The sequence below is a fragment of the Amycolatopsis sp. NPDC021455 genome (assembly GCF_040640995.1).
Lineage (GTDB): Bacteria > Actinomycetota > Actinomycetes > Mycobacteriales > Pseudonocardiaceae > Amycolatopsis.
The window spans coordinates 1-17,911 of record NZ_JBFACT010000004.1; the positions used below are offsets into that span (position 1 = coordinate 1).

The 17,911-nt window shown below is 71.9% G+C and carries 18 protein-coding genes; 6 read left to right on the plus strand and 12 right to left on the minus strand.

What is annotated here, in order from left to right:
* Window positions 1-91: 91 nt before the first annotated feature.
* Window positions 92-1,552, minus strand: a complete 1,461-nt coding sequence (locus AB0G28_RS07435; protein WP_361084175.1) for an ornithine decarboxylase — start codon at window positions 1,550-1,552, stop codon at window positions 92-94.
* Window positions 1,553-1,631: 79 nt separating this feature from the next.
* Between AB0G28_RS07435 and AB0G28_RS07440 the strand changes: the two genes are divergently transcribed.
* The gene (locus AB0G28_RS07440; protein ID WP_361084178.1) at window positions 1,632-2,819 is read left to right on the plus strand and encodes an amidohydrolase; all 1,188 of its coding nucleotides are present in this window, start codon (window positions 1,632-1,634) and stop codon (window positions 2,817-2,819) included.
* Between the two features lie 46 nt (window positions 2,820-2,865).
* Here AB0G28_RS07440 and AB0G28_RS07445 read toward each other — a convergent pair whose 3' ends face one another.
* The 8 genes from AB0G28_RS07445 to AB0G28_RS07480 all read right to left on the minus strand — a co-directional run bounded on the left by AB0G28_RS07445 (window position 2,866) and on the right by AB0G28_RS07480 (window position 10,653).
* Entirely contained in the window at window positions 2,866-3,771 is a 906-nt protein-coding gene (locus AB0G28_RS07445; protein ID WP_361084181.1) for an alpha/beta hydrolase, read from the minus strand.
* A gap of 87 nt (window positions 3,772-3,858) precedes the next feature.
* Window positions 3,859-4,272: a hypothetical protein gene (locus AB0G28_RS07450; RefSeq protein ID WP_361084184.1), complete on the minus strand. Its 414-nt coding sequence runs from the start codon at window positions 4,270-4,272 to the stop codon at window positions 3,859-3,861.
* Window positions 4,273-4,505: 233 nt separating this feature from the next.
* Window positions 4,506-5,402: a TauD/TfdA family dioxygenase gene (locus AB0G28_RS07455; RefSeq protein WP_361084186.1), complete on the minus strand. Its 897-nt coding sequence runs from the start codon at window positions 5,400-5,402 to the stop codon at window positions 4,506-4,508.
* Window positions 5,399-6,712: an LLM class flavin-dependent oxidoreductase gene (locus AB0G28_RS07460; protein WP_361084189.1), complete on the minus strand. Its 1,314-nt coding sequence runs from the start codon at window positions 6,710-6,712 to the stop codon at window positions 5,399-5,401. The genes AB0G28_RS07455 and AB0G28_RS07460 overlap by 4 nt, the downstream gene beginning before the upstream one ends.
* Entirely contained in the window at window positions 6,709-7,551 is an 843-nt protein-coding gene (locus tag AB0G28_RS07465; protein WP_361084191.1) for an ABC transporter permease, read from the minus strand. Before AB0G28_RS07465 ends, AB0G28_RS07460 begins: the two co-directional genes overlap by 4 nt.
* Window positions 7,548-8,321, minus strand: a complete 774-nt coding sequence (locus tag AB0G28_RS07470) for an ABC transporter ATP-binding protein (protein WP_361084194.1) — start codon at window positions 8,319-8,321, stop codon at window positions 7,548-7,550. Before AB0G28_RS07470 ends, AB0G28_RS07465 begins: the two co-directional genes overlap by 4 nt.
* A complete protein-coding gene (locus tag AB0G28_RS07475; RefSeq protein WP_361084196.1) occupies window positions 8,318-9,337 on the minus strand; it encodes an ABC transporter substrate-binding protein in 1,020 nt (339 codons plus the stop codon). The genes AB0G28_RS07470 and AB0G28_RS07475 overlap by 4 nt, the downstream gene beginning before the upstream one ends.
* Window positions 9,338-9,435: 98 nt before the next feature.
* On the minus strand, window positions 9,436-10,653 hold the full coding sequence (locus AB0G28_RS07480; RefSeq protein ID WP_361084199.1) for an ROK family transcriptional regulator: 1,218 nt from the start codon (window positions 10,651-10,653) through the stop codon (window positions 9,436-9,438).
* Between the two features lie 91 nt (window positions 10,654-10,744).
* On the opposite strand from AB0G28_RS07480, the gene AB0G28_RS07485 reads away from it, so the two are divergent.
* Together AB0G28_RS07485 and AB0G28_RS07490 are read left to right on the plus strand one after the other, a co-directional pair.
* Window positions 10,745-11,080, plus strand: coding sequence for a metalloregulator ArsR/SmtB family transcription factor (locus tag AB0G28_RS07485; protein ID WP_361084202.1), 336 nt, complete (start codon window positions 10,745-10,747; stop codon window positions 11,078-11,080).
* Window position 11,081: 1 nt separating this feature from the next.
* The gene (locus AB0G28_RS07490) at window positions 11,082-11,561 is read left to right on the plus strand and encodes an SRPBCC family protein (protein WP_361084205.1); all 480 of its coding nucleotides are present in this window, start codon (window positions 11,082-11,084) and stop codon (window positions 11,559-11,561) included.
* 58 nt (window positions 11,562-11,619) lie between these two features.
* Here the strand turns inward: AB0G28_RS07490 and AB0G28_RS07495 are convergent, their stop codons facing one another.
* Window positions 11,620-12,618 carry a YafY family protein gene (locus AB0G28_RS07495; RefSeq protein WP_361084208.1) on the minus strand — a complete coding sequence of 333 codons (999 nt, stop codon included), beginning with the start codon at window positions 12,616-12,618 and terminating at the stop codon, window positions 11,620-11,622.
* Between the two features lie 62 nt (window positions 12,619-12,680).
* Here AB0G28_RS07495 and AB0G28_RS07500 point away from each other — a divergent pair, with 62 nt between their 5' ends.
* Both AB0G28_RS07500 and AB0G28_RS07505 read left to right on the plus strand, forming a co-directional pair.
* The gene (locus AB0G28_RS07500; protein ID WP_361084211.1) at window positions 12,681-13,808 is read left to right on the plus strand and encodes an epoxide hydrolase family protein; all 1,128 of its coding nucleotides are present in this window, start codon (window positions 12,681-12,683) and stop codon (window positions 13,806-13,808) included.
* The gene (locus tag AB0G28_RS07505) at window positions 13,805-14,872 is read left to right on the plus strand and encodes a winged helix DNA-binding domain-containing protein (RefSeq protein WP_361084214.1); all 1,068 of its coding nucleotides are present in this window, start codon (window positions 13,805-13,807) and stop codon (window positions 14,870-14,872) included. The genes AB0G28_RS07500 and AB0G28_RS07505 overlap by 4 nt, the downstream gene beginning before the upstream one ends.
* A 1-nt stretch (window position 14,873) precedes the next feature.
* Here the strand turns inward: AB0G28_RS07505 and AB0G28_RS07510 are convergent, their stop codons facing one another.
* Both AB0G28_RS07510 and AB0G28_RS07515 read right to left on the minus strand, forming a co-directional pair.
* Window positions 14,874-15,323 (minus strand): HIT domain-containing protein, encoded by a 450-nt coding sequence (locus tag AB0G28_RS07510; RefSeq protein ID WP_361084217.1) that lies wholly within the window; start codon window positions 15,321-15,323, stop codon window positions 14,874-14,876.
* Between the two features lie 9 nt (window positions 15,324-15,332).
* Window positions 15,333-16,451: a helix-turn-helix domain-containing protein gene (locus AB0G28_RS07515; protein ID WP_361084220.1), complete on the minus strand. Its 1,119-nt coding sequence runs from the start codon at window positions 16,449-16,451 to the stop codon at window positions 15,333-15,335.
* Window positions 16,452-16,642: 191 nt separating this feature from the next.
* Between AB0G28_RS07515 and AB0G28_RS07520 the strand changes: the two genes are divergently transcribed.
* On the plus strand, window positions 16,643-17,911 hold the full coding sequence (locus AB0G28_RS07520; RefSeq protein ID WP_361084223.1) for a YncE family protein: 1,269 nt from the start codon (window positions 16,643-16,645) through the stop codon (window positions 17,909-17,911).

Consider the following 17,911-nt stretch of genomic DNA (forward strand, 5'->3'; position numbering starts at 1 on the left):
CAAGAGCGCGAAAGCCTAGGTCCAAAGTCCGTGAAGGCCCCCTTCCCGGCTCTTATGGCCGGGAAGGGGGCCTTCACGGCTTTTCAGCGGGTCACTGCTTCGCGACGACGCGGATCGACTCGAGCTTCGAGTCCGCGGGGTCGGGCAGCTGCATGCCCGCGCCCAGCCCGCTGCGCAGGTAGTCGAGCATCGGCCGGGTGATCACTTCGCCCGGCAGGACACCCGGGGCGCCCGGCGGGTACGGCGTGATCATCTCCGCCGCGATCCGGCCCGCCGCCTCCGCCGCGGGCACCTGCTCGGCCGGGCCGAAGAAGGCGTCACGCGGCAGCATCGCCGTCTCCAGTTCCATCTCGCGCGGCGACGGCAGGTCCACCTGCGGCGGCTTCTCGAACGAAGGCGCGGCCTTGAGCAGCGCGTCAAGCGCGTCGACCAGCGCGCCCGACGTTTCGTCGTCGTCCGAATGGTTGAACTGGGCCACGATCCGGCGATGGTCGGACAGGCCGACGGTGACGCGCTGGTGCTCGCGCAGCCAGTCGGCCGCCTGGTAGCCGCTGATGCCCAGCGGGGCGAGGTCGAGCACGACCTTCAGCGGGTCGACCGAGTCGGCGAGGTCCGGGCCGAGGAACTCGTCGTGCAGCACGGTGAAGCCGAGATCGGACAGCCGGCCGCGGGTCGACTTCACCAGCGTCAGCGCGCCTTCCAGCAGCTCCTTGCCCTGCTGGGCCATCTGCCGGCGCCAGCCGTCGAGGGCCGCGTAGACCAGGGAACTCGGGCTGGTCGTGCCGAGGAGGTCTTCCCGCGCCTTCAGCACCTTCGGGTCGACGCGGTCGCCCTGCATGTGGAAGACCGAGCTCTGCTCGACCGCGGCGCCCATCTTGTGCACGCTCGTGACGCACACGTCGGCGCCCGCGTCCATGCCCCACGGCGGCAGGCCGTCGTGGAAGGGCAGGTGCGCGCCCCACGCCTCGTCGACGATCAGCGGGAGCCCGTGTCCGTGGCACCACTCGGCGATCGCGCGGAGGTCGCCGCACGTGCCGTAGTCGGTCGGGGTCACCACGAGGGCGCCCTTGACCTCGGAGTCGCGCTCGTAGGCCTCCGCGAACTCCCGCACGCCCGGCGGGTGGCTCAGGTGCTGCCCGGCGTCCCAGTGCGGGTGCACCCACACGGGCTGGACGCCGCTCACGATCAGCCCGGAGACCACCGACTTGTGGACGTGCCGCGGCACCAGCAGCTTTTCGTGCGGGCCGGCGACGGCGAGCATGGCGCTCTTCACTGAAAGCGAGCTGCCGCACGTCGAGAAGAAGGCTTGCTCGGCGCCGACCGCGTCGGCCATCAGGTCCTGGGCTTCGGACAGGACGCCCTGGCGCATCAGCCGGTCGTCGAGGCCGTTGAGCGCGATGACGTCGGAGCGGAACACGTCGGCGCCGACGACTTCCAGCACCCGCGGGTCGATGCCGCGGCCCTGCTTGTGGCCGGGTGCGTTGAACGGGACGTAGCCGGCGTTGTGGTAGTCGCGCAGCGCCTCGAGCACCGGTGCCTTGCTGTGGTCCATTCGGCCGGAGTAGCCGGTGACGGGGCCTGCGAAACACCCCGGTTGTGTGACGGTACGTGGTGCGGGTATCCCGGAGGGCATGGAGTGGCACGAGGAGCTGCACGAGCGGGCGGACGAGCGGATCGAGCACCTGGACGAGCGGCTGTGGGCCGTCGCCACCGCGCTGCACGAACATCCGGAACTGTCCTATGAGGAGCACGCCGCCGCCGAGCGGCTCACGAGCGAGCTGGCCGCGGACGGGTTCGAGGTCGAGACGGGGATCGCGGGGCTGCCGACCGCGTTCGTCGCGCGCGCCGGTCACGGGCGGCCGTGCGTCGCGCTGCTGCTGGAATACGACGCGCTGCCCGGCCTCGGGCACGCCTGTGGGCACAACCTGATCGCCGCGGCCGGTCTCGGTGCCGCGCTGGCCGCCAAAGACGTGCTGGGGGACACCCCGGGATCGCTGCTCGCGGTGGGCACGCCCGCCGAGGAACGCGGCGGCGGCAAGGTCGCCATGGCCGAGGCCGGCGTCTTCGACGACGTCGACGCGGCTCTGATGATGCACCCCGGCGTCCATTCGTGGTCGTGGGCGCCGCTGACCGCGCAGGTGGAGCTGAAAGTGACGTTCCACGGCCGCGCCGCCCACCCGACCGGCGATCCCGAGCACGGCATCGACGCGCTCGCCGCGCTGATCCAGGCGTTCGGCGCGGTCTCTGCCTTGCGCCAGCGGCTGCCCGCGGGCTCCCACGTCCAGGGCATCATCACCCACGGCGGCGAGGCGACGAACATCGTGCCCGACCGCGCCGAAGGCCGGTTCGGTCTCCGCGCGCTGACCACGGACGCGCTCGACCGCCTGGCCGAGGACGTCGCGACCTGCGCCGAGGGGGCCGCGCTGGCGACCGGCACGAAGGTGGACGTCGAACGCCTCGGGCGCGGCTACGCGCACTTCCGCGACAACCCGGTGCTGTCGGAGCGGTTCACCGAGCACCTGGCGGCGTGGGGCGTCCACGCGACCCCGCCGTCGCCCGGGGTGTTCCTGGGATCGTCGGACATCGGCGACGTCAGCGTCCGCGTGCCGGCGATCCACCCGTTCGTGGCGATCACGGCGGAGGAGAAGTCGGACCACACGCCCGAGTTCGCGGCCGCGGCGGCGAGCCCGCGGGGCCGGGCGGCGATGCTGGCGTCGGCGGCGGCGCTGGCCCGCACGGCGATCGACCTGCGGACGCACCCGGCGCTGGTCAGCCGGGCGTGGGACTGCTTCCGGGACCTGGCGCGGAACGGGCGGTGACTTCGGCGCCGTTCTTGCCGGGGCACTTTCACGTGAAAGTGCCCCATCAGGAACGGGCGGTGACCGGGCGCCGCCGCAGGAGGCGCTCCACGTGGTTCATCGCCTCGCGGCCCTCCGGGATCGCCTGCATCAGCCAGTTGTGGAACATCCCGGGGTACTCGCGGTAGTCCAGCTCGATGCCCGCCTCGCCGGCCCGGGCCGCGAACCGGCGGGCGTCGGGCAGCAGGACGTCCCGGGTCCCGATGAACAGCGTGATCGGGGCCAGCCCGGTCAGGTCGGCGTGGATCGGGCTGACGAGCGGGTCACGGGGATCGGTGCCCTCGGCGTACATCCGGCCGGCTTCGCGCAGCCCCGCGATACCGAGCATCGGGTCGGTCTCGTCGAGCAGCTCCGAGACCGGGTCTTCGAGCAGGACGTCGAGCCACGGCGAGTACAGGACCAGCCGTTCGGGCTGCGGCCGCCCCGCCGTGCGCAGGTTCTGGGCGATCGCCAGGGCGAGCGCGCCGCCCGCGGAGTCCCCGGACACCACGACGCGTTCGGCCGTGATCTCGTCGTAGGCGGCCTGCACCATCGGGATCGTCGCCGTGTGGTCGTGGTGCGGCACGAGCGGGTACACCGGCAGCGTCACGGCGCAGCCGAGCCGGGCCACCAGGTCGGCGGCGTACTGCCAGTGGTGCTTCTCGACCTGCTCGACGTACCCGCCGCCGTGCAGGTGGAAGACGTGCGGGTCGCGGGTCTGCCCGTCGCGCGGCCGGAACGTGAAGCAGGGGAAACCGCGCACGTCGTGCCGTTCGACGTCGACCCGCCGCCGGATCCGGCGCGGCGGCCGGGCCATCGACGGCTTCTGGTGCCGCGGCAGCCGGTGGTGCAACGCCGAAGCGTTGTCGTAGAACCGTTTCTGGCCCGACGCCCGCAGCAACGCCATCCTGACCTTCGCCTGCACGCTGACCACGCTCACACTCCTTCCGTCCGCGCCCGGGTACCCGGGCGCGGACGGCGCCTAACCAGGCGGCGTATCGGACACGACGCCTGCCCGTGGTCAGGAGCTCTTCGAGCTCCACGACCCGCAGGGGTCCGGCAGGTTGTTGATGTTGGTGCACACCCGGAACTTCATGCCGCTCGGACGGCCGACCTGGGGGTTGACGCTGCAGGATCCGGTGACCGAGGTCAGGGAGGTCGACGTCACGTCCCCGGTCATCCGGCCGCAGTTCTGGTCGGTGTTCCCGTCGAAAACGATCAGGCCTTCGTAGTAGACCTTCTTGCCGCTGGTGGACTTCAGCTGTCCGGTCATGGCGCCGCGGAACTGCCCCCAAGCAGTGGCCTTCGCCGTTCCGGAGCCGTCATTGGCGCTGACATTCACGGTGCTGGCCGCCGAAGCGGTGGCCGCGGTCAGCACCATCGCCACCCCCGCACCGCCGGCCGCTGCGAGACCCCGCTTGATCGCTCGACGCATCGCCTTTCCTCCCCGTCGCTCGCGGCACCGCCCGAATGGTGGCGCACCCGGCGTCCACGCGTGACGCGGCGGCGCGGTTTACCTTCGGCAACGCCCGTGTCGGCGATTCACCCATTTGGCGAGCCGGCCGGCGGAGGCTCACCGTCCGGTGATGGCGGTGGTCCTGACTCCGACGCCCGGCATCGGAGTCAGGACCACCGCGAGAGTGCGGGCCTCGAGCTGCCCGCGCCTGACTAGGCGACGGAGGTGTAGTGCGACGCGTCACCTTCGAGGGACTCGCTGGAACGCCCGTCGATCCCGACGGGCACGTCCCCGGCGACCGTGACGCGGTTGAGCCGCCGCGGGAGGTCGTCGTAGTTGTCGATCGCGTAGTGCTGGGTGATCCGGTTGTCGAACAGCACCAGCTGGTTCGGCTCCCATGTCACCCGCACGACGTTCTCCGGCCGCGTGACGTAGGACTGCAGCAGCCGCAGCAGGTCCCGCGACTCGGCCACCGACAGGCCCTCGATCCGCTGGGCGAACCCGCCGATGAACAGGCCGCGCTCGCCGGTCACCGGGTGCACCCGCACCACCGGGTGCACGGTCCGGTACTTGAGCGAGACGAACTGGGCCCGCCGGGCCTTTTCGTCCTCGTCCAGGGTCTCCGGCGGCTGGACGTAGTCGTAGTCGTTGGTGTGCACCGCCCGCAGCGTGTCGGCGAACGCGCGCAGCGGCGCCGGCAGGTCGCGGTAGGCCGCCGCCGCGTTCGCGATCAGCGTCTCCCCGCCGTAGGGCGGCACCACGAGGCTGCGCAGCGTGCTGGCCTTCGGCGGGTTGAGCACGAAGGTGACGTCGGTGTGCCAGTGGTTGGCGCGCCCGCGCTCGCTGTCCACCGGCAGGATCGCCGGCGCGTCGTCGACGGCCGGCACCGTCGGGTGGGCCTTGGTCAGCTCGCCGAAGCGCGCGGCGAACCGCTGCTGGCCCTCGTCGTCGAGCTCGACGTCGCGGAACAGGAGCGCCTTGTGCTCGTGCAGGGCGTCGGCGATGAACGCCACCTGGGCCGCGTCGAGGTCGCCGGCCGGGTCGAGGCCGATGATCTCGGCGCCGATCCTGCCGGTGAGCTTGCGGACGTCGGTGCTGATCGCGGTCATGCGGGCTCCTTCACTCGGTTGCGGTTGACGGGTCGCGCGAGGCCGTAGTGCTCGCGCAGGGTGGTGCCGGAGTACTCGGTGCGGAAGAGCCCGCGCCGCCGCAGTTCCGGGACGACGAGGTCGACGAAGTCGTCGAGCCCGCCGGGCAGGGTGGGCGGCATGACGTTGAAGCCGTCGGCGGCGCCGCCACGGAACCACGCCTCCAGCTCGTCGGCGACCTGGACCGGGGTGCCGGCGAAGACGCGGTGCCCGCGCCCGCCGGCCAGCCGCTCCAGGAGCTGCCGGATGGTCAGGTCCTCGCGCCGGGCCAGGCCGACGACGAGGTCGAACCGGCTCTGGCCGCCCTCGGTGAAGCTGCCGACCTCCGGCAGCGGGCCGTCCAGCGGGTAACCGGTGACGTCGTGGTCGAGCATCTTCGACAGCTGCTGCAACCCGTAGTCCGGGGTGATCAGCGCGTTCAGCTCGGCCTCGCGCTCACGCGCCTCCGCTTCGGTGCGGCCGAGGATCGGCGAGATCCCGGGCAGGATCTTGATTTCGTCCGGGGTCCGGCCGTACTTGGCGAGCCGGCCCTTGACGTCGTCGTAGAACGCCTTGCCGTCGGGATAAGTCTGCTGCGCGGTGAATACGGCTTCCGCGTGCCTGGCCGCGTATTCCTTGCCGGTTTCCGACGACCCGGCCTGCACCAGCAGCGGGTGACCCTGCACCGGCCGTTCGATGTTGAGCGGACCCCGCACCTGGAAGTGGGGCCCGTCGTGGGAGATCGCCCGGATGCGGTCGGTGTCGGCGTAGACCCCGCTCGCCCGGTCGACGAGCGCGGCGTCGTCGTCCCAGCTGTCCCACAGCTTCTTGACGACCTCGACGAACTCCTCGGCCCGGTCGTACCGCGCGTCGTGCGAGGGGCGCTTGGCCAGGTTGAAGTTCCGGGCCTCGTCGATGCCCGCCGAGGTGACGATGTTCCAGCCCGCGCGCCCGCCGGAGAGGTGGTCGAGCGAGGCGAACTTGCGCGCCAGGTGGTAGGGCTCGTTGTAGGTCGTCGACGCCGTCGCGATCAGTCCGATGTGGACCGTGGACGCGGCCAGTGCCGAAAGCAGCGTCAGCGGTTCGAAGTGGCTGTGGGAGTTGTGCTTCACGTTGCCCCACAGGGCGACGCCGTCGGCGAGGAAGATCGAGTCGAGCTTGCCGCGCTCGGCGGTCCGCGCGATGTCCACGTAGTGCTGCAGCGTCCGGGCCCGGTGCGGGTCGGTGGACGGGTGCCGCCAGGCGGCCTCGTGGTGCCCGTTCGGCATCACGAAGGCGTTGAGGTGCATCATGCTTTCTCCTTGGGACGCCAGGTCGAGAACCGGCGCTCGAGGGCGACGAAGCCCTGGTTGACGAGCACGCCGAGCACCGAGACCGCGATGATCCCGGCGTACATCTGGGGAATCAGGAAGTTCACCTGGGTGGTGTTGATCAGGTAGCCCAGGCCGGCCTTCGCGCCGACCATCTCGGCGGCCACCAGCACCAGGATCGAGTACGACGCCGCCAGCCGGATGCCGGTGAACACCGTCGGCACGGCCGCGGGCAGGATCACCTTCCGGAACAGCCGCGGGCTGGACAGCCCGAGCGAGCGGGCGGCCTTGACCAGCAGCGGGTCGACCGTGTGCACGCCGGCGATCGTGTTGAGCAGGACCGGCCACACGCACGCGTAGACCACCAGGCTGATCTTCGACAGCTCGCCGATGCCCAGCAGGAGCGTGAAGACCGGCAGCAGCGCCAGCGCGGCGGTGTTGCGGGCGAGCTCCAGCAGCGGCTGCAGGAACCGCGCCACCGGCCGGTACCAGCCGATCAGCAGCCCGAGCGGGACGCCGACGGCGACGGCGATCGCGAACCCGGCGGCCGAGCGGCCGATGCTGGCGAGCAGGTGCTCCGCCAGTTCGCCGTCGGCCACCAGCCCCCACAGGGCCCGCAGGTCTTCCGACAGCGGCGGCAGGAACGTCCGCGTGCTTTCGTCGAGGACGAACCGGGGGACCAGCTCCCAGAGCGCGGCGAACAGCACGACCGCGGCCGACCCGTGGGCCGCGCGGGTGAGTCTCGTGCGCCAGCGCCGTGGCTTCCGCGGCACGGGCGTGGGTCCGATGTGGACGGCCGGTGCCTCGAGGGTGGTGGTCATCGGACCGCGCTCCGTTCGTGTTCGGCCGCCTTGCGGACCTCGTCGTGCAGCAGTTCCCAGAGCCGGTGGCGCTGCCGCCCGAACGCCGGGCCGGAGCGCACGTCGCCGTCGCGGTCGCCGAGGTCGACGTCGACGACGGCCTTGAGCCGCCCGGGCCGCGACGTCAGCACGGCGACCCGCTGCCCGAGGTAGACGGCCTCGTCGATGCCGTGGGTGATGAACACGATCGTCTTGCCGGTGCGGCGCCAGATCCGCAGCAGCTCCTCCTGCAGCTGCTCGCGGGTCTGGGCGTCGAGCGCGGCGAACGGCTCGTCCATCAGCAGCACCGCCGGGTCGTAGGCGAGGCTTCGGGCGATCGCGACGCGCTGCTTCATCCCGCCCGACAGCTCGTGCGGATAGCGGTCCTCGAAGCCGGAAAGCCCGACCAGCGCGAGGTATTCGCGGGCCCGCTCCGCCCGCTGCCGCTTGCCGAGCGGGCCGCCTTCGAGGCCGAACTCGACGTTGGCGCGGGCGGTGCGCCACGGGAACAGCGCGTACTGCTGGAACACGACCCCGCGGTCGAGGCCGGGGCCGCGCACCGGCTCGCCGTCGATGAGCACCTCCCCGGACGTCGGGGTGGCGAGCCCGCCGAGCAGGTCGAGCAGCGTCGACTTGCCCGAGCCGCTCGGCCCGACCAGCGACAGGAACGTGCCGTCGGCGATGTCGAGGGAGACGTCGTCGAGCGCGGTGAGCTCGCCGAAGGTCTTGGTCACCGACCGGATGGCGATCACTTCGTCCCCGCCGGGGCGCCGTCGCGGTAGGGGTTGAACTCGTTGGTGTAGAGCTTCGAGGTGTCGATCTTGTCGCCCTTGAGGTAGCCCTGCTCTTTCAGCCACGGCTCCCAGAGCGTGTAGTCCTTGTCCGCGATGAGGCCGCCGCGGGTGATGCCGACGCTCTTCCAGTACTTCAGCGTTTCCGTGCTTTCGTTGCGGCCGCGGGACTGGATGATCTTGGTGAAGCGGGCGATCACTTCGTCGCGCGGGGTCGTCCGCTCCCACTCGATCGCCCTGGCCACGCCCGAGACGAAGATCTTCGTCGTCTCCGGGTACTTCTTGATGAAGTCGGTGCGCAGCACGTACGGCCCGCCGTTGTAGGGGCCGAACGCCCCGACGTCGCTGAAGAGCTGACGGAGGCCGCCGGTCGCGAGGGCGTGGTCCTGCAGGATGCCCTGCAGGGCGGCGACGTCGAGCTGGCCGTTGCGCAGCGCCTGTTCCGCGTTCACCGGCGGGATGACGACGAGCTGCACCTGCTTGATCTCGTCGCCGGACAGGCCTTGTCCCTTCAGCCACGTGTCCAGCGCGGCCTCGAGGTTCGCGCCGGCGGTGTTGACGCCGACCTTCTTGCCGATCAGGTCGCGGGCGGTCCGGATCGGACTGTCCTGTTTGGTGTAGAAGCCGATGAAGGCCTTCTCGTCGGAGCCGTAGTAGTTGACGACGGCCTTGACGGGCGCGCTGGCTTCGACGAGCTTGACGACCGCGCCGGTGAAGGCGCCGCCGAAGTCGGTCTGGTCGGTGGCCGCGGACTGGATGTCCTGCGGGCCGCTGATGGTGTTGCCGACCCACTTCAGCTTGACCGGGCCGAAGTAGCCCAGGTCCTGCGCGAGCTCGGGCAGCGTCACGGCGTTCGCGCTGCCCTGGTAGCGCAGTTCGAGCTTCTCGGGTTGCCCGGGCGTGCCGGTGGCCGTCGCCGACGCGCAGCCGGCCAGCAGCACCGCGGTGACGGCGAACAGGGGCAGGATTTTCTTCACGGTTTCGTCCGTTCCGGGAGTCGGCGGGGTTGCCTCGATTCTTCGGGGCCGCCGGACGGACGGTCAATTTTGCGAGTTCGTGAAATAACTCGGCGAATTCACGAGGCGCGCGACCACCGGGTCAGAAGCGGACCGAGCGGGTCGTCGTAGAGCACGTCGAGGAGCACCGCGCCGCCCGCCGTCGCCAGCTCGGTTCCCGGGAAGCTCGTCCCCGCAACGGTTTCCGCCGGATCCGGGCAGCGTGCTCGCCGCCGGACCTCGTCCCGGATCGTGGGAAGGCAGCCGGGCACCCGCGCTACACTCCGGTCGACCACCACGAGCACCGCCGGGTTCAGCACGTCGAGCAGCAGGGCGGCCGCCTGGCCGATGAGCCGTGCGCGTTCGTGGAACAACCGCAGCGCCGCGGAATCGCCGGACTCGGCGAGCGCGAGCAAGTCCGGAAAGTCCGGTCGCGCGATCAACCCGCTTTCCGCGGCTCGCCGCGCGAGGGTCGCTTCCGAAACGGTCGCTTCGAGGCAGCCGGTGCGCCCGCAGCGGCAGGGCTCGGCGCTGTCGCCGACCGGGAGGTGCGCGACGGCGCCGGCGGCCGACCGCGGGCCGTGGTGCACCCCGGTCCCGGTGGCGAACGCGGCGTCGACGACGTTGCCGGTGAACAGCTGCACGATGCTCTCGCGCGCCCGCGGGTGCCCGAAGAGCCGTTCGGCGTGGACCAGCGCCCGCGCGTGGCCGTCGACCTCCACGGCCAGCCCGGTGCTTTCGGCCAGCAGGTCGCGGACCGGCACGTTCCGCCAGCCGAGCAGCGGGTGCTCGACCACGGTGCCGGATTCGCGGTCCACCCAGCCGCCGGTGGCGACGCCGAGGCCGAGCGGCTCGCGGTCCGGCGCGTGCCCGAGCAGCAGGTCGTCGAGGATCTCGGCGGCGCGGGCGAGCAGGTCTTCGGCGGCCAGGCCGTCGTGCGGCTCTTCGTGCTGCACCAGGACGTTCCCGCGCAGGTCGAGCAACGCGACGGTGGCGTGGTGGACGGCCAGGTGCAGCGCACCGGCGACGTGCCGCCCGGTGTCGAGGTCGACCGGCACGTGCGGCCGCCCGACGCTCCGCCGGGGTTCGGCTTCGGGGAGTTCGCGCAGCAGCCCGAGCCGGGCCAGCTCGGCGGTGTGCCCGGTGACGGCGGCCGCGGACAGCCCGGTCCGGCGCGCGATGGTGCTGCGCGCGATCGGCCCGGAGTCGAGGACCGCCCGCAGGACGGCGCTCGCGCTGGCACTGCGCCGGACGCCGCGCGCGTCCGTCCTCTGTGGACCGTCCACCGGGGAGGGCATGGCCCGATCGTCGCAGACGCGGCGGCGCGCGCCCAGCGTGCCCACGATGTGGGGCCTTGACGCATACCCATATGGGAATATGATGGGCCGCGTGGCACGAGCAGCGACGACGGCGGACACGTTCAACGCGGTCGCCGAACCCCGGCGGCGGCAGATCCTCGACCTCCTCATGGGCGGTGAGCGGTCGGTCGGCGACCTCGTCGACCTGCTCGGCCTGGCCCAGCCGCAGGTGTCGAAGCACCTGCGGGTGCTGCGGGAGGTCGGCGCGGTGGACGTGCGAGGTGACGGCCGCCAGCGGCTCTACCGGCTCAACGGGCCCGCGCTCAAGCCGATCCACGACTGGGTCAAGCGGTACGAACGGACGTGGGCGGAGCGGTTCGAGCTGATGGACGACGTCCTCGAGGAACTCAAGGAACAGGAGCAGTGACGTGGAGATCACCACCCCCGCCGACGACCGGATCCTCATCACGCGCGAGTTCGACGCGCCGAAACACCTCGTCTACCGCGTGTGGACGACGCCGGAGCTGGTGAAACGCTGGTGGAGCGGCCACCGCGGGACGACCACGGAGGTCGCGATGGACCTGCGCCCCGGCGGCCGCTGGCGGTACGTGCTGAAGACCCCCGACGGCACCGAAGTCGGCTTCCACGGCGAGTACCGCGAAATCGTCCCGGACGAGAGGCTCGTCTACACGGAGGTGTTCGAGATGCCGGGCGTGGACCTCGACGCGGTGGACGGCCCGCTCAACACGGTGACCTTCACCGCTCTCGACGGCGACCGCACGCGCCTGGAGCTGCTGACCGAGACGGGCAGCCGTGAGCTGCGGGACACCATCCTGCAGTCCGGTATGGAGGTCGGCGCCCAAGAGCAGATGGTGATCATCCAGGAGCTGGCGGACTCGCTGCGTTAGCGGTGGTCCGATGTCGTGAACGACTCGTTCAAGACTTCCGACGACAGGAACGAGTCGTTCAAGACGTCGCGGATGCGTCCCCGGAGGACTTTGCCGAAGCCCCGGAAGCCGGCGGGCGGGCCGCGCGCAGGAACCGCTCGCCGGTCTTCGCCAGCTCCGCGGCGAGTTCAGGGGCGTCGAGCACCTCGAAGTCCACTTCGAGCATCCCGAGGTACAGCCCGAGCATCTGCGCGTTGTCGGACCCGACCTCGGCGACGCACCGGTCCGGGCCCTCGGGTGTCACGTCGACCGCGATCGGCAGCCGGGCCCGTACGTGCTCCACCGAGGCGTGCAGCCGGACCTTCGCGTGGAACCGCCACGTCGCCGCGCCCACGCTGCGCTGCACGAACTGGGCGACGTCGCCCTCCGGCGGCTCGCGCGGGGAGAAGCGCGGGCCGTTCGGCACCTTCGGCGTCATCCGGTCGACGCGGAAGGTGCGCCAGTCGTCGCGGGCGGTGTCCCAGGCGACGAGGTACCAGCGGCGTCCCCAGCTGACCAGCCGGTGTGGTTCGACGTCGCGGCGGCTCGGCGTGCGCTGGTGGCTCGTGTAGTCGAAGCGCAGCCGTTCGTTCGCCCGGATCGCCGCGGCGATCGCGGTGAGCACGTCGGCGTCGACGGCCGGGCCCGCGCCGGGTACCGCGACCGTCGCGGTCTGCAGCGTCCGCACCCGGTGCCGCAGCCGCGACGGCAGCACCTGCTCCAGCTTGGCGAGTGCGCGCACCGACGTCTCGCCGATGCCGGCGACGCCCGCGGCCGTCCGCAGCCCGACCGCGACGGCCACGGCTTCGTCGTCGTCCAGCAGCAACGGCGGCAGTTGCGCGCCCGCGCCGAGCCGGTAGCCGCCCTGGACGCCGGGGGCGGCTTCGACCGGGTAGCCGAGTTCGCGCAGCTTGCCGATGTCGGTGCGAACCGTGCGCGCGGTGACGCCGAGCCGGTCGGCCAGGTCGGCGCCGGTCCAGTCGCGCCGCGTTTCGAGCAGCGACAGCAGCCGCAGCAGGCGGGCGGAGGTCTGCAACATTCCTCGAGGATCGCACGAATCGCGGAAGGAAGTCTTCCGCAATGGTTCCTAACGTGCTCCTCATGACGAACGAAATCCGCCCCTTCCGCATCGACATCCCGCAGGCCGAGCTGGACGACCTCGACCGGCGCCTCGCCTCGGCCCGGTTCGCCGGCGCCGTGCCCGGCGACGAGCCGGACTGGTCCCGCGGCATCCCGGCCGACGTCGTCCGGGAACTGGCCGAGTACTGGCGCGACGGCTTCGACTGGCGTGCCCAGGAAGCGGCGTTCAACGCCTTTCCGCAGTTCACGACCGTGATCGACGGCCAGGTCATCCACTTCCTGCACGTCCGCTCGACCCAGGCCGACGCGATGCCGCTGCTGCTCACCCACGGCTATCCCAGCTCGATCGCCGAGTTCCTCGACGTCGTCGGCCCGCTGACCGAGCCGGGCCCGGACGCGTTCCACGTCGTCGTCCCGTCGGTGCCCGGGTTCGGGTTCTCGACGCCGTTGAGCGGCCCCGGCTGGGAGCTGGCCCGCACGACCGACGCGTTCGCCGAGCTGATGACCCGGCTCGGCTACGACCGGTTCGCCGCCCAGGGCGGCGACCTCGGCGCGGGCATCACCGGGCGGCTCGCGGCGCTGTACCCGGACCGCGTCATCGGCACCCACGTCAACAGCGACCGCGGCACGATCGCCCTGGCCGGCGAGCAGCTGCCGTTGCCGGACGGGCTGTCCGAGGCCGAACAGTCCGAATTGGACGCTGCGCGCGAAGCGTGGCGGGCGGGCCGCGGTTACCTCGACCTCCAGTCGCACAAGCCCGAGACGATCGCGGCCGCGCTCACCGACTCCCCGGTCGGGCAGCTGGCCTGGATCGCGGAGAAGTTCGAGGCGTGGACCGGCGCGGACGGCATCGACCGCGACCGGCTGCTGACGAACGTCAGCCTCTATTGGTTCACCCGCAGCGGCGCGTCCGCGGCGCGGTTCCTGTACGAGGCGGCTCATTCCGGACACGGCTGGCTGGCGCCGTCGGACGTCCCGGCGGGCTGGGCGGTGTTCAACACCTCGCCGGTGGTCCGGCGGATCATGGACCCCGACGAGAAGATCGCGCACTGGTCGGACTTCGCCGAGGGCGGCCACTTCGCGGCGATGGAGGAACCCGAGCTGCTCGTCGCCGACATCCGTGCGTTCTTCCGCGGGCTGCGGCCGTGAACGTCCGCGCGCTCAACCGGGCGCTGCTCGCACGGCAGCACCTCCTCGAGCGGTCGGCCCAGCCGGCCGCCGCGATGCTCGGGCACCTCGTCGGCATGCAGGCGCAGGCACCGCTGGCGCCGTACGTCGGGTTGTGGACGCGGCTCGCCCGGTTCCGGCCGGACGAGCTGGCGTCCCTCCTGACCGGCCGTGACGCGGTGCGCGGGCTGCTGATGCGCGGGACGGTCCACCTGGTCCTCGCCGAGGACGCGCGCCTGCTGCGGCCGCTGGTCCAGCGCGTCGTGGCGAGCGGCTACACGGGCCACTTCGGCCGTCGCATCGGCGACGCCGACCTCGACGCGGTGGCCGCTTTCGGCCGCGAGCTGCTGGAGGAGCGGCCTCGCACGCGGCGGCAGCTCCAAGACGAGCTGGCCGCCCGGTGGCGAGAGCACGACGCCGAGGCGCTCTCGTACGCCGTCAGTTACCTGGTGCCGACCGCGCAGGTGACCCCGCGCGGCGTGTGGGGCTCGAGCGGCGTGGCCACGCTGACGACGCTGGAAGGCTGGCTCGGCCGTCCCCTGGCCGACGAGCCGTCGCTGGAGGACGTGGTCCTGCGGTACCTGCGCGCGTTCGGCCCGGCTTCGGTCGCCGACGTCCAGGCGTGGTCGGGGCTGACGAAGCTGCGTGAGGTCGTGGAGCCGATGGGCCTGCGGACGCTCCGCGCGGAGTCGGGTGAGGTGCTGTACGACGTCGAGGACGGCCTGCTCCCGGACCCGGACACCCCGGCGCCGGCGCGGTTCCTGCCGGAGTACGACAACGTCCTGCTCTCGCACGCCGACCGGGCCAGGGTGCTCCCGCCCGGCTGCCGGGTCCCGCTGCCCCCGGGCAACGGCGCGTCGCGAGGGACGGTGCTGGTGGACGGCTTCTACCGCGCGGACTGGCGACTGCACGCCAACGGACTGGAGGTCACCGCGCACGACCGGCTTTCAGCGAGCGAGCGGGCGGAGATCGAAGGGGAAGCCGTGCGGCTGCTGGAGTTCCTCGGCGCTGGGGAGCGTGCGGTCCGGTTCGGGACCGCGGCGTAGTTCAGAGCGCGGCCTTCACCTTGGCCGCGACCTTCGCCAGCTCTTCCCGGTCGCGCACCCGCCAGTCCGCGCTCAAGACGAAGCCGTCTTCGGCGTGGCGGGGGATCACGTGCAGGTGGACGTGGAGGATCTCCTGGCCCGCGGCCCGGCCGTCGGCCAGGAACAGGTTGATGCCTTCGCACCGCAGGTCGGTGCGGCGCAGCGCGGCCGCGAGCCGCTGGGCGATGCCGAACATCCGGGCTCCCGCTTCGGCGGGGAGGGACGCCAGGTCAGCGTGGTGGTCGCGGGGGAGCACCAGCAGGTGGCCCGTGGTCACCGGGCGCAGGTCGACGATGCCGACGAACTCGTCGTCCTCGTGCACGAACGCCGCCGGGGCGCGGCCGGCGCCGATCGCGCAGAACACGCATTCGCCTTCGGACATGGTCTCGGGCAGCCGCGGGGGTCCAGCCATGCGGCGACCTTAGCGGCCGCCGAGCCAGTGGTGGAGTGCCCACCACGACCGCACGGCATCGAGCACCCGCCCGCCACTGTTCTCCGCCAAGGCCAACGGCGTGAGCTCGATCAGCCGATCGAGGCGATAGCGGACCGTATTCGGATGCAGGTGCAGGGCGTCGGCCGTGGGACGCAGGCGCTGGCCGTGGTCGAGGTAGGTCAGCGCCGTCGCGGCGAGTTCCCGGTGGAACGCGTTACCGGGATCGAGCTCGCCGAGCAGGTCCGCAGAGAGAAGGTCGCCGAGCAGCGGCTGCGCTCCCAACGCGATTTCGCCCGCCAGCTCGGTGAGGTCGTGGTAGCCGCGCCCGGCCACTCGCGACGCCGCCGTGCACAGCCGGTGCACCTCCCGCAGCTCGGGCAAGGCGGCCGGTGGCGCGACGACGAGCAGGACGTCGTCGGCGAGCGCCACCCCGGCCGGCGGGCGGGCCGCCAGGCCGGTGAGCCTGCCCTCGACCAGCCCGTACACGCCGCCGAACTCCAGCAGCGCCTGTTCGAGCGTGCGGGCCCGCGCCGGGTCGCTGACGTCGGACACCACGCAGGAGTACCGCCCGTCGGGACGCAGCCCGGCCGGCCGCAGCTCTTCGGGCGTGGGCGGGTGCCCGGCGAGCAGCAGGGTCCGCAGCAGCTGGGTCCGCGCGTCGCGCACCGTGCGCGACAGCTGCAGCTCGGCCGCGTGGTAGCCCTTGACGACGTGGCGTTCCAGCGCGCCCGTGTAGCGCTCGGCCTCGAGAACGGTTTCGAGGATGACCTTGTCGGGCACGCCCGCCGCCCGGGCGCGTTCGACGGCGAAGCGGGCCGCGAGGGTGCGGCCCGCCTGGACCCCGCTCAGCAGGTCGGCGAGCGGGACGCCCTGCGCGGCGCGGTCGGCGCCCAGTGCCTCGGCCGTGGTGTAGTCGGCGTTGTCCGGGTTGGTCGCGGCCCGCAGCGCCGCGGAAAGCAGGAACTGGACGTGCCGCCGGTTCTCCGCCTCGGGCAGCCGGGCGACCTCCGGCGACTGGTTCCGCGCGGCCTTGACCAGCTCGTCGAGCAGGGCCTCGTCCGCCGCCATCGCGTCGAGCACCTGCCTGATCAGCGGCGACGCCGGCACGGCACCTCCCGGACCCGTTGTGGCAGCGCCACAACACCGCACGCGCGATGTTGGGCGAGCGGCCCTACCGGAGCGGCTCCGGTGGCCGGTTATCGTGAGAATACCGGACAGTAACCCCGTTCCTCGCAAACGCCGTCGGATGCGTTTCGCGAGGTCACCACACCTCTTCAGCGTCGAAAGGGTGTTTTGCCGTGCCCATTTCCCCGAACAGCCGCCGACGGCGGTCCTACCTCTCGCGCCTGGCGTACCTGGTCTCCGCCTCCGCCGTGGTGGCGACCGCCGTCGCGGTGCCGGCGAGCGGCGCCCCCGCGGCCCTGCGGGAGGTGATGTTCGTCGGCAACAACTGGGAAGGCACGGCGGACGTCATCCAGTCCCGGGGTTCCTTCGCCCGCATCGGGCGCGTCAACATCATCCCGGACAAGGACCAGCGGCTGGCGGAGATCTACCTGAACCCGGTCAAGCTGGCGTTCTTCCTCGGCATCCGCAACGGGCCCGGCGAAGGGCACGACCAGTTCGTCGACGACATGTACACCACGCCGGACGGTACTTCGGTGGTCGCGTCGCGGCCGAGCTTCGCGGACGTCGTCTCGATCAGCCTCGCCACCGGCCGGATCAACTGGCGCTTCCCGGTGTCGGGCTTCCGCTCCGACCACATGGCGGTCTCGCCGGACGGCCGCCGCGTCGCCGTGTCCGCCTCGATGTCGAACACCGTGCACGTGCTGGACATCGTCACCGGGCAGCAGGTGGGCTCGTTCGCCACCGGGGACAAGCCGCACGAGAACGTGTTCACCGACGGCGGCCGGTACCTGTGGAACATGTCGATCGGCGAGGTCAACACCGACCTCGACGACCCGGGCTGGGACTTCACCAAGGGGGACCGGCACATCACCGTCGTCGACGCCACGACGTTCCGCCAGGTCAAGGTGATCGACATGCGGCAGCGGCTCGACGCCTTCGGGCGCAGCGACCTCTCCGACGCCGTGCGGCCGGTCGCGTTCACCCCGGACGAGTCGAAGCTGTACTTCCAGGTGTCGTTCTTCAACGGCTTCGCCGAGTACGACGTCGCGACCGACAAGATCACGCGGGTGAAGGAGCTGCCGAAGAACCCGGCCACCAGCGACGACCGCAAGACCTTCGTCAACGACTCGCGCCACCACGGCCTGTCGATGAACCCGGCGGGGACGAAGCTCTGCGTCGCCGGGACCATGGACGACTACGCCACGGTCGTCGACCGCGCGACGCTGCAGCAGGGGACGCTCGTGCCCGCGGTGAAGCCGTACTGGGCGACGGTCAGCGGCGACGGCAACGCCTGCGTGATCTCCGAGGCCGGCGCCGACCAGGTCACCGCCATCGACTTCGCGACCGGGCAGAAGCTCGTCTCGGTCCCGGTCGGCGACCACCCGCAGCGGGTCCGCATCGGCCACGTCCCCGACGGCTGGACCGGCCCGGCCACCTCCTGA

Bases quoted from the DNA above. Each gene is read 5' to 3' on its own strand.
- AB0G28_RS07465 (WP_361084191.1), bottom strand. From the start codon at position 7,551: ATGACCACCACCCTCGAGGCACCGGCCGTCCACATCGGACCCACGCCC.
- AB0G28_RS07450 (WP_361084184.1), bottom strand. From the start codon at position 4,272: ATGCGTCGAGCGATCAAGCGGGGTCTCGCAGCGGCCGGCGGTGCGGGG.
- AB0G28_RS07455 (WP_361084186.1), bottom strand. From the start codon at position 5,402: ATGACCGCGATCAGCACCGACGTCCGCAAGCTCACCGGCAGGATCGGC.
- AB0G28_RS07435 (WP_361084175.1), bottom strand. From the start codon at position 1,552: ATGGACCACAGCAAGGCACCGGTGCTCGAGGCGCTGCGCGACTACCAC.
- AB0G28_RS07460 (WP_361084189.1), bottom strand. From the start codon at position 6,712: ATGATGCACCTCAACGCCTTCGTGATGCCGAACGGGCACCACGAGGCC.
- AB0G28_RS07480 (WP_361084199.1), bottom strand. From the start codon at position 10,653: ATGCCCTCCCCGGTGGACGGTCCACAGAGGACGGACGCGCGCGGCGTC.
- AB0G28_RS07440 (WP_361084178.1), top strand. From the start codon at position 1,632: ATGGAGTGGCACGAGGAGCTGCACGAGCGGGCGGACGAGCGGATCGAG.
- AB0G28_RS07510 (WP_361084217.1), bottom strand. From the start codon at position 15,323: ATGGCTGGACCCCCGCGGCTGCCCGAGACCATGTCCGAAGGCGAATGC.
- AB0G28_RS07500 (WP_361084211.1), top strand. From the start codon at position 12,681: ATGACGAACGAAATCCGCCCCTTCCGCATCGACATCCCGCAGGCCGAG.
- AB0G28_RS07495 (WP_361084208.1), bottom strand. From the start codon at position 12,618: ATGTTGCAGACCTCCGCCCGCCTGCTGCGGCTGCTGTCGCTGCTCGAA.